8 protein-coding genes are annotated in these 6,537 nt (G+C 41.5%); 2 read left to right on the top strand and 6 right to left on the bottom strand.

What is annotated here, in order from left to right; genetic code table 11:
- On the bottom strand, positions 1-1,114 hold a 1,114-nt coding region (locus FWE23_11045; GenBank protein ID MCL2845962.1), incomplete at its 3' end, for a hypothetical protein.
- Positions 1,115-1,477: 363 nt separating this feature from the next.
- On the opposite strand from FWE23_11045, the gene FWE23_11040 reads away from it, so the two are divergent.
- Entirely contained in the window at positions 1,478-2,620 is a 1,143-nt protein-coding gene (locus tag FWE23_11040; protein ID MCL2845961.1) for an ATP-binding protein, read from the top strand.
- A 19-nt stretch (positions 2,621-2,639) separates the two neighbouring features.
- Here FWE23_11040 and murD read toward each other — a convergent pair whose 3' ends face one another.
- The 5 genes from murD to dinD all read right to left on the bottom strand — a co-directional run bounded on the left by murD (position 2,640) and on the right by dinD (position 6,187).
- On the bottom strand, positions 2,640-3,947 hold the full coding sequence (murD, locus tag FWE23_11035) for a UDP-N-acetylmuramoyl-L-alanine--D-glutamate ligase (protein ID MCL2845960.1): 1,308 nt from the start codon (positions 3,945-3,947) through the stop codon (positions 2,640-2,642).
- Positions 3,944-4,264, bottom strand: a complete 321-nt coding sequence (locus FWE23_11030; protein ID MCL2845959.1) for a DUF1016 N-terminal domain-containing protein — start codon at positions 4,262-4,264, stop codon at positions 3,944-3,946. The genes murD and FWE23_11030 overlap by 4 nt, the downstream gene beginning before the upstream one ends.
- Before the next feature lie 111 nt (positions 4,265-4,375).
- Entirely contained in the window at positions 4,376-4,663 is a 288-nt protein-coding gene (locus FWE23_11025; GenBank protein MCL2845958.1) for a hypothetical protein, read from the bottom strand.
- Positions 4,664-4,985: 322 nt separating this feature from the next.
- Positions 4,986-5,189 (bottom strand): hypothetical protein, encoded by a 204-nt coding sequence (locus FWE23_11020; GenBank protein ID MCL2845957.1) that lies wholly within the window; start codon positions 5,187-5,189, stop codon positions 4,986-4,988.
- 140 nt (positions 5,190-5,329) lie between these two features.
- Entirely contained in the window at positions 5,330-6,187 is an 858-nt protein-coding gene (gene dinD / locus FWE23_11015) for a DNA damage-inducible protein D (protein MCL2845956.1), read from the bottom strand.
- 152 nt (positions 6,188-6,339) lie between these two features.
- Here dinD and FWE23_11010 point away from each other — a divergent pair.
- The coding region (locus FWE23_11010; GenBank protein ID MCL2845955.1) for a hypothetical protein at positions 6,340-6,537 on the top strand (198 nt) is incomplete at its 3' end.

Raw genomic sequence — 6,537 nt, 5'->3', positions numbered from 1 at the left:
GGGCGAAAGTTTCTTCGCCCCTACCTATACTTGAGACACTGATTTGTTCTTCCCCCTCAAATTCTTCAAAGCCGATTGTTGGAGGTATTTTCCCATACTTCAAAAACTCGGCAGAAATCACCGTTTCTATCATCGAACCGGCACCCGACAAATGCCCTATTGCGCCTTTCAGTGAAACCATCGGCGGAATTTTTTTTCCGAAAATCAGTTTCAGCGCTTTTGCTTCCATTGCATCATTATAAGGGGTTGCTGTGCCGTGGCATTTTATTGCTGAAATTTCGGTTGCGTGTATATTTGCCGACTTTAACGCGCGTTCAATTGCCAACGCCAAACCGTCTCCCGTTTTTGAGGGACCTGTCCTGTGATTAGCGTCGTTGCTTGCACCGCTTCCTAAAACGCAGATGTCATTTTTTTGTGGCGTTGCGTATTTCAGAACGCAAATTCCGCTTCCCTCGCCTAAACTCATTCCGTTTCTGTTTTTGTCGAAAGGTCTTGCGCCGCTCGGCGATATTGCCGACAATGCGTGAAATCCGCTGACAGTAAATTCGCTTATTTGCTCCAAGCCGAAAATTACTACGGTCTCAAAAGTACCGTTTGTGAGAAAAAGCCGCGCCGTATCTATCGCCGCCGCTCCCGCCGCGCAAGCATTGCCGGAGACCATAATTTTTGAGGCGCCAAGTCCAAGTTCGGCAGCGATTTGTTTTGCTTGTTCTTCGGGGATTGGGGAATAGGCGGTGTAGCTTTTGTCGATAATGCCGTTTATGTCGCCTTTTGCTATGCTATATATAAATAGTGTTTTTGGACTGTTGTATTGTTGTAGGGGCGTATTGCATACGCCCTGTTGCTCGGACGGCATTTGTTCACGCGGCATTTGCATATTTGGGCGTATGCAATGCGCCCCTACGGATAAATTTCTATAATACTCTACAATTTGCTTGGTTGTCTTCGGATAATTTTCGGGAATATGCGCAAGCGACACGGGTAAGCCCAAGTAATCTTCGGCAACTACCGCCGATTTTCCTGCGTACAGCGAATTCAGCGTTTCGTCTTTGTTGCCGAAAGGTGTGATTATTTCCGCTCTTTCTATAATTACGTTTTTTTCGTTATTTTTCATTTTTGCCTTTCTTCTTTGGATAAAAATATGTTTTTGCACAATAAAAATCCGAAAAAAAAGAATATTTAGCAGGTAATTGCAAGTTTGAAATACAAAGCAGAACTTTGGATTTGCTACTGCGACACCCAAACAACCAAGCCCGAAAAACTGAAATCCGAATCAAGCAATAAATTAAGAGGCATCGGGCGGAAAATAAAACGAAAGTCAAGTTAGAAGCGAAAACCTATGAAAATTTCCGATATAGTGTAAAAAAATCGCATTAAAATTTCCGATATAGTGTAAAAATTCACATTAAAATTTCCAATAGACAGGTGGCATTTATTATTTTACGGATAAATAACCACATAAAATCGGGAGGTGTGTATGATAAAAAGAGAAATTTACGATATGCTTAAAGAAAGGTTTTTTAAGAATAAAGCGATTGTATTAGTCGGACCGCGTCAAACGGGAAAAACAACTCTGTTAAAAAAAATATTTGGTGAATTTGACCGAGACGGAACACTTTTTCTTAATTGCGACGAGCCCGACACATTGCAAAAACTTGAAAATACAACATCGACGGAACTTAAAAGTATTATCGGCGACAAAAAAATTGTGCTTATAGATGAAGCGCAAAGGGTGGAAAACATAGGAATTACACTAAAACTGATATTCGACAACATTCCCGACATACAATTGATTGTGAGCGGCTCGTCGGCATTTGACTTGCGAAACAGAATAAACGAACCGCTAACAGGCAGAAAATTTGAATTTACGCTTTATCCGTTTTCTACGCTCGAATTGATAAAAAACTCCTCTTTTTTAGAAGAAAAACGTATGCTTAAACAGCGAATGATTTTTGGTATGTATCCCGATGTCGTAAATAATCCGTCGAATGCGCAGGAAATTTTGTTTGAATTGTGCAACAGTTATCTGTATAAAGATATTTTATCGTATAAAGACATTCGTAATCCGAACGCTCTTTCAAAGTTATTAACGGCATTAGCATTACAATTGGGCAACGAGGTATCTTTCCACGAATTGAGCAATACCGTTGGAATAAAAAGTGAAACGATTGAAAATTACATAGAACTGCTTGAAAAAGTGTTTGTTATATTCCGTCTTCGTTCTTTTAGCCGAAACATTAGAAATGAACTTAAAAAAAGCCAAAAAATTTATTTCTATGACAACGGAATACGAAATGCGCTAATTCAAAATTTCAACTCTTTGGAATTGCGTTCGGACGTGGGCGCTTTGTGGGAAAACTTTATGGTAAGCGAAAGGAAAAAATACGTTGATTACAGCCGAATTTTTTGCAACAGATATTTTTGGCGAACGCACGCACAGCAAGAAATTGACTACATTGAAGAGCGCGGCGGAGTTTTACACGCGTTTGAGTTCAAATGGAACAGTCAAAAACAGGCGAAAATCCCTCTTTCGTTTGCGACAAATTATCCCGAACATAAATTTGAACGCATAACTCCCGATAATTATATTGATTTCTTGACTTTGGGGGGAGAAAACTAATTGCTTAAAACGTGCCATATTACAGAGAAAAAACCAACTCCTTAAACCTCTCGCCTCTCTCCTCAAAGCCCTTAAATTGGTCAAACGAAGCGCAGGCGGGCGAAAGGATTACCACTTCGCCTGATTTTGCACATTTTTTTGCCAAATCTACTGCATTTTTCAGAGTTTGGCAATCAATAACTATATCGCCCCAGCAGTTTTTTATTCTTTCTGCGGCTTCCCCGATTGCATAAACTTTGGCGCAAGTTTCGTAAATTTTCTCTTTGTAATCTTCAAAAGGAACGCCTTTGTCTTTTCCGCCGACTATTAAATGGGCGGTTTTAGGCGCAAATCCCGTGATTGCCGCAAGCATTGATTCGCCCGTTGTCGATTTGGAATCGTTGTAAAAGCGCACTCCGTTTATTTCCGCGCAAAATTCCATTCGGTGCGCAAGCCCGTTGAATTTTGAAATTCCCGACAAAATTTTTTCTTCGGAAATGCCGAAATGTTCGGCGATTTTTTTGCAAATGGCGGCATTATACAGGTTGTGCGTTCCTGCAAGTTTAACGTATTTTGCCAATTTTTCTATAATTTCGTTGCTTGTTTCATTGTAAAGAAAACTTTCGATGTCGGCGGCGGGGATCATTCCATTTGCCCACTCTTTTAAGAGTTCTCGCGCAATGGTTGCCCCCGTTGTGCTTGTCGTTATTTTCAGTCCGCTTTTCATATTTTTTGAGATTGTCAGTTTTATCCCGTAATATTCTTCGAGGGACGGGTGTCTGTCTAAATGATTGGGGTATAAATTCAAAATTACGGCGACTTCGGGGCAAAATTTGTCTATTGTTTCGAGCTGGAAACTGCTTATTTCGCAAATTGCTACGCCGTTTTCAGGAAGTTTGGGAGCAAGTTCGGCGGCGGAATATCCTATGTTTCCGCAAAGGCAGTGTGGGATTTCGCTTTCGTCAAAGATTGCGTTCAACATTGCGGTAGTGGTACTTTTTCCTGTGCTTCCTGTTATTGCTACCCAGCGGCAACTGCTGTTTCTGTAGGCAAATTCCACTTCGCCGATTACTTCTATTCCGCGCTTTGCCGCTTCCGGAAAAATCGGCGAATTTATCCAAACTGCGGGGGAAACTACTATTAGGTCGCTGTCGTAAATCTTGTCGCTTTGCCCGCCGCCTTCGTAGGCTATTTTTCCAAAAAGTCCTGCGTTTTTCAGTTCTTCTTCGAGTAAGGCGTGCGGTTTTCCGTCGGAGATGAAGACCTTTGCGCCTAAGTCAAGCGCGAGTTTTGCCGCGCCTATGCCGCTTATTCCCGCGCCGATTATGCTGATTTTTTTGTAGTTCATTTATACCTCAATGTAATTTGTGCAAGTGCCGCTTGCACAAATTCGAAATCAGGGAAAAGATTGGCAAATTTCGCCATATATTTAAGATTACGAACAGAGTATCCCGTTGTATCAGGAAATTCATTTTTAATATCGCGAGCAAGATTATCAATGAATTTGTTTCCCCAAGAACTATGCAGATTTATTGTTGTGCCGATATTCCAGTAAAGAATAACTAATTCACAATTTGCCGCAAGCACGGCTTTATGTTGCGCCGTTTTGATTTTCAGGCGTATATCGGAAAGTATCTGTAAGTATTCCGTGTTGTTAATCAGCATAATGCCTTCTTTCGTAAAATTTTGCCTATAAAATACGTTTTGCGCAAAATAAAAAGGGCAACCGAAACCGATTGCCCAACCCAAAACAGTTTAGAAATATCTAAACACGTCTTACCGCCCGCCGCCGAGTGTGCCTATAGCTTGAGCGCACCTAACGGTTGAACTTGACGAAGTAGCGGCGCAACTGTTAAATGTGTTAGCGCGTTGTCCACGCGGAGCAGCCGCTGCTTGACCTGCACATCTGGACACTTCCCCAACGATGTGAATGTTGCTTAATACGTTGCTAGTTCCTTGAGGTTTTGGGGTAGAAGCGACAGGAATGCAAGCTCTCAATGACTGACCAAATGCAACATTACACAACACCATTGTAGCAATTGCTACACCAATAATTCTTTTCATAAAAAGAACTCCTTTGTTAAAATTTTATGCAAAAGAGCACCGCGCTCGAATTGCCCATAAAAGGCAAAACAGCAAGGCTGTTCTGCCGATAATCGTTGTTTTGCGACAAACGGCAGATTATGATATTCCATAATTGTATATAACAGAAAGTCCTACGGCAGAACAACCATTGAAGATTGTCTTGGACTTACAATGTTATATACAAATAATAACAAACTATGGGAATAAATTCCATAATTTGCCATTTGTCGCGTTAGTAATATAATTTATTGTTGCGGTAGTGTGGGGGTATTTTTTGATTTCCCGATAATTTTTGCATTTTTTATTTGCCTTCAAACCTCTCTTTTAACTTTCGATAATAATTCTCCACCCTCTTATCCCCGCCGTTATCGGGAAACATACAAAACGTCAAACTGTCTGTTGCTCTGTGTTTGGCAACGCAATTACAGCATTTGCCGTTATTCGGGCATTCTTTTTTGGGGCAGGCGCACTCTTTTTTATCTTTTACAAAACATTCACAAGCCATTTTAACTCTCCTTTGTGCAACAGCACGGTTTCTTTTTCGATGATAATTTCTTTGCCTATTCCGCTTATTCCCGCGCCGATTATGCTGATTTTTTTGTATGTTTTTGCCATTTTTTGCCTTTCTTGTTTTTGGGTTAGCGCTTATTCGTCTAACATCAACTTTACCTGCGGGTCTCTGAGTTTTCTTATTTCTTCGCGCTCTATAATCTGAATGCTTTTTTCGGGAGTAGGCAAATTTTCAGGCAAAGTTGTCCCCATATCTATCATTGCTTTGCGAATTTTCTCGGCGATTTTGTAATGCGTTTCGTTTGCCTCTGCGGCAGTTGCGACTTGGTCGATTTTTAATTTCTCTTCGGTCTGCGATATGCGAAACAAATTGGCAATAAGTTCGGTGCTTCCCATAAAGTCAAGTATTTTTTCATCTTTTTTCAGACCTTTTCTATTGTGAATATCAGCAACAGTTAAGCCGCCGTAAAGTCCCATATAGCCCGAATTTTGGAAAATCGCAAATTCGTCGTCTGTAATAACTCCTGCGTTATGAGCCGCCTCTGCCAAAAGTTGATTCCATTGCTTAATATTACCGCGAACAACAAGGCGCTTATTGTTTTCGTCAAGTTGATTAAAAGCGTCCGCCAATTCCTGACGATGCGTTTGAATTGCAAAATATGTTTGCCCGAGAGCGATAATTTCTTTTCGCGGGTCGCCGTTTTGGACGACAAGGTAGCAGGCATATCGGGTTAGTTTGTAATCCACGACGTTTTTCTGCGCCCCAGAGCCGATTTCGACCATTTTGCTGACCTCAGCAAAATGCTCTCTCAAGCCGAATCCGCTATTTTTGCAGGCAAGTATAGCACGGTCGATTACTTTATGAAAATTCCGCCATTGAGCGTATTCTAATACTGCTTGCAAATCACGCGCAAACCAAAATTCCGCTCCGTTTTCGTCGGTTTGCTTTATTTCTTCAAATAATTTATACTCTTTCGCTTCAATTATTGCCATTTTTTCCTCTTTTCCGTTTTTAAGTATAAGTAAAATACTAAATGCCAAAGAAAGAAAAATCACCAAAACCAAAATACTTCCGAAAACCACCGCAAATAAAATGTATTTTCTCCCCAATATTTTAGGGAAATCCCAAAAACGGAGAAAACCAAATGGTTGCAACAGCAAATCTACAAAATTTCTTCAATCTTGCAATAAAAAACATTGCGGACGGTTTCTTGTTTTTAAGCGGAGCGCGAGCGGAGCGCGAGCGGAGCGCGAGCGGAGCGCGAGCGGAGCGCGAGCGGAGCGCGAGCGGAGCGCGAGCGGAGCGCGAGCGGAGCGCGAGCGGAGCGCGAGCGGAGCGCGAG

This window comes from Chitinivibrionia bacterium (assembly GCA_009779925.1).
Lineage (GTDB): Bacteria > Fibrobacterota > Chitinivibrionia > Chitinivibrionales > Chitinivibrionaceae > WRFX01.
Note: the sequence above shows the minus strand (reverse complement) of the source record. Positions and strands in the feature narration are given on the sequence as shown.

Bases quoted from the DNA above. Each gene is read 5' to 3' on its own strand.
- FWE23_11040 (MCL2845961.1), top strand. From the start codon at position 1,478: ATGATAAAAAGAGAAATTTACGATATGCTTAAAGAAAGGTTTTTTAAG.
- murD (MCL2845960.1), bottom strand. From the start codon at position 3,947: ATGAACTACAAAAAAATCAGCATAATCGGCGCGGGAATAAGCGGCATA.
- FWE23_11030 (MCL2845959.1), bottom strand. From the start codon at position 4,264: ATGCTGATTAACAACACGGAATACTTACAGATACTTTCCGATATACGC.
- FWE23_11025 (MCL2845958.1), bottom strand. From the start codon at position 4,663: ATGAAAAGAATTATTGGTGTAGCAATTGCTACAATGGTGTTGTGTAAT.
- FWE23_11020 (MCL2845957.1), bottom strand. From the start codon at position 5,189: ATGGCTTGTGAATGTTTTGTAAAAGATAAAAAAGAGTGCGCCTGCCCC.
- dinD (MCL2845956.1), bottom strand. From the start codon at position 6,187: ATGGCAATAATTGAAGCGAAAGAGTATAAATTATTTGAAGAAATAAAG.